3 protein-coding genes and 1 pseudogene are annotated in these 2,891 nt (G+C 71.6%); 3 read left to right on the top strand and 1 reads right to left on the bottom strand.

What is annotated here, in order from left to right:
• Positions 1-113: 113 nt before the first annotated feature.
• Positions 114-968 carry a sulfurtransferase gene (locus ACQKIP_RS44260; RefSeq protein WP_365858295.1) on the bottom strand — a complete coding sequence of 285 codons (855 nt, stop codon included), beginning with the start codon at positions 966-968 and terminating at the stop codon, positions 114-116.
• A gap of 316 nt (positions 969-1,284) precedes the next feature.
• Between ACQKIP_RS44260 and ACQKIP_RS44255 the strand changes: the two genes are divergently transcribed.
• The 3 genes and pseudogenes from ACQKIP_RS44255 to ACQKIP_RS44245 form a co-directional block, all read left to right on the top strand.
• Positions 1,285-2,091 (top strand): VOC family protein, encoded by an 807-nt coding sequence (locus ACQKIP_RS44255; protein ID WP_365858293.1) that lies wholly within the window; start codon positions 1,285-1,287, stop codon positions 2,089-2,091.
• Between the two features lie 229 nt (positions 2,092-2,320).
• Positions 2,321-2,551: a hypothetical protein gene (locus ACQKIP_RS44250; protein ID WP_427745583.1), complete on the top strand. Its 231-nt coding sequence runs from the start codon at positions 2,321-2,323 to the stop codon at positions 2,549-2,551.
• Positions 2,548-2,891 (top strand): annotated as a pseudogene (locus ACQKIP_RS44245) (TOMM precursor leader peptide-binding protein); the annotation flags it as partial. The gene ACQKIP_RS44250 and the pseudogene ACQKIP_RS44245, both read left to right, overlap by 4 nt.

Here is a 2,891-nt window from a genome sequence, read left to right as displayed (position 1 = left end):
TGGGACTTGATCTACTTCGCCACGGCCCGCAACAAGCAGCTGTACAACCTTTTTGACCGCCGTGGGGCCCCGCAACGTACACATGGGGGGCCCGACGACGTATGCACTTCCGGCTACTGCGGGTCCGGTCCCGTGGCCACCGGGCGGGACTCGTCCGACGACCACTGGGACCAGGAGCCGACGTACAGCGATGCCGGGATCCCCGCCACCGCGAGCGCGAGCACCTCATGGGCGCCGGACACACCGGAGCCGCAGTAGACGCCGACCTCGGAAGTGTCCGCCGCCCCCAGGGAGTTGAAGCGGTCCGCGAGGTCGGCCGCCGGCCTGAAGGTGCCGTCCGCCGTGACGTTCTCGGTGGTCGGCGCGGAGACCGCCCCCGGAATGTGTCCGCCCACGCGGTCGATCGGCTCGACGTCGCCGCGGTAGCGCTCGGCGGCGCGGGCGTCCAGGAGCAGCCCGGAGCGGGCCAGGGCCGCCGCGGCGTCGGCGTCGAGAAGGTCCTTGGTGTTCGGCTCGGGGGCGAACGAACCCCCGGCCGCCGGGCGCTCGTCCCCCGTCTTCAGCGGACCGCCCCATGCGGCGAGCCCGCCGTCAAGCACGCGCACCGAGGGATGCCCCGTCCAGCGCAGCAGCCACCAGGCGCGTGCGGCGGCCCAGCCCTGGCCGCCGTCGTATACGACCACGTCCCGGTCGGCGGACACCCCGGCGGCCCGCATCACCGCGCCGAAGTGCTCGACGTCCGGCAGCGGGTGCCGGCCCTCCGGGCCCGCGCGGCCCGCGAGGTCCGCGTCCAGGTCGACGAAGACGGCGCCCGGGATGTGCCCCTTCTCGTACTCGGCCCGCCCGTCGAAGGCGGCGGCGCCCGCCGTCTTCGCGGTGCTGAGCTGCCAGCGGATGTCCAGGAGCACCGGCGGGTTCTCGCCCGCCGAGTCGCTCGCGAGTTCGGATGCGGAGATGATGGCATTCATGGCCCCATCCTTGCGTACGGGGTGGCCGCGTCGGTCAAGTCCGGCTACCCTGCTCGGCCGGAGACGACCGAACACGCGGCGTAGGGAATCAAGTACGCCCTGTACTGCCAGAAGACACCACCGAGCAACCGCGCGTTAACGGATGAGAAACGGCAAACCGGGCATCCTCCGAGCGGAGCGCGGGGACGCGGCGCGGCCGGAGCGCGCGGCGCCACCGGTGGTGCGAGCATCTGCACGGGCGGACAAGCGCGACAGGCACGCGTGATCTCAAGCGGAAGCCGAGCGGCCACCATGACGGGCCGAGGAGAGAGTGACGATGACGGAGGCACGGGGGTCGACGGGTCAGCGTGACGGCTCGGAGGCCGTCCGCCGCGCGCCCGGCACACCCACCTGGGTGAGCCTGATGGCGCACGGCCTGGCCGCGACCCAGGAGTTCTACGGAGCGTTGTTCGGCTGGGAGTTCCGGCCGGGCCCCGAGCAGCTCGGGCCCTACGTACGGGCGCTGCTCGACGGCCATGAGGTCGCCGGGATCGGCCAGCTGCCGCCCGATCACCATCTGCCGATCGCCTGGACGCCGTACCTGGCGTCGGACGACGTGGACGCGACCGCCGAGGCCGTGCGGCACATCTGCGGCACCATCGGCGTCGGCCCGCTGGACGCCGGGGCGGCCGGGCGGATGGCCATCGCCGTGGACCCCGCAGGAGCGGTGTTCGGGATCTGGCAGGCGGCGGAGCACGTGGGCGCCGCACTGGTCGGCGAGCCGGGGACGGTCGCCTGGAACGAGCTGGTGACTCCCGAGACCGCGGGCGTCGTGAAGTTCTACCAAGCGGTCTTCGGATATACGGAGGAGGCGCCCGCCACGCCCGACTTCGACCATGTGACGCTCCAGGTCGAAGGGCGTTCCGTGGCCTCGATCCACGGCGTGGGCCAGGCCCTGCCGCGGGACCGGGGCGCGCACTGGATGACGCACTTCGAAGTGGCCGACGTGGACAAGTCGGTGGAGCGGGTCATCGAACTCGGCGGCCGCCTCGTCAAGCCCGCGCGGGCGAGCGCACACGGGCGGATGGCCACGGTCGCCGATCCGGAGGGCGCGGTCTTCACGCTCGTACGGTCGAGTCCCTGACGCCGACGGAGCACGTCGCCGGACCACGCCGACGGAACGCGGGCATCCGTCATCCGATATCCGGACAAGGGGTATTCAACGCCACGTGCTGGCCGGAATCTCACTGTGAGAACTTCACGCCCCGACCGTGAGAGGGCCACTGTTTCCGGCCTTTGTCGCACACGAGTATGACGTGCCACAGAGCAAGTCCGGATCGGCACGAAAGGGCAATACGTTCATGACCCTTGTCATGCAGCACCGTTTCGAGCCCGTACAGCAGAACTCCGCACCGCGCACCCGGACGCAACGTCCGCGTCTGGTGATCGAGAACCTGAGCGACGCGCTGGGTCTGGGCGTCGCCCTGGCCTCCATCTGCACCATCGCCGAACCGCCCGCTCCGAAGACCCCTGCTCCCGAAGCGCCCGGCACCGAGCCGGCCGAGAACCGGCACCCAGAAGTGCGCGGGTGGCTCGCGGCATGAATCTCACCGGGGGGTGGCAGGCCGGTCCGTCGCTGGGGAGCGACCGGACCGGCGTCGGCTTCAAGCTTCATCTGCGCCCGGTCGTCGTACCGGGAGAAGCCACATATCTGGTGTCGCGGCTCGGCGTGACCGCTCTGCGCGGCGAACACGCCGAACTTCTGGTGCCGTTGCTCGACGGCACCCGCGATCTGGAAGGCGTCCTGCGCGACGCCGCACCGGGACTCGACTCCGAGTCCGTCCTGCGGTCGCTCGACGATCTCACGACGGCCGGTCTGCTGCGCCTGCACCCGCGTGGCGTGGGGTGGGCTGCGGCGGGCGGCGCGGTTCCGGGCGCGGGCGC

Source organism: Streptomyces sp. NPDC059900 (assembly GCF_050270335.1).
In the GTDB taxonomy this organism is placed as follows: Bacteria; Actinomycetota; Actinomycetes; order Streptomycetales; family Streptomycetaceae; genus Streptomyces.
This window is presented reverse-complemented; position numbering and strand designations above follow the sequence as displayed.

Bases quoted from the DNA above. Each gene is read 5' to 3' on its own strand.
- ACQKIP_RS44260 (WP_365858295.1), bottom strand. From the start codon at position 968: ATGAATGCCATCATCTCCGCATCCGAACTCGCGAGCGACTCGGCGGGC.
- ACQKIP_RS44255 (WP_365858293.1), top strand. From the start codon at position 1,285: ATGACGGAGGCACGGGGGTCGACGGGTCAGCGTGACGGCTCGGAGGCC.
- ACQKIP_RS44250 (WP_427745583.1), top strand. From the start codon at position 2,321: ATGCAGCACCGTTTCGAGCCCGTACAGCAGAACTCCGCACCGCGCACC.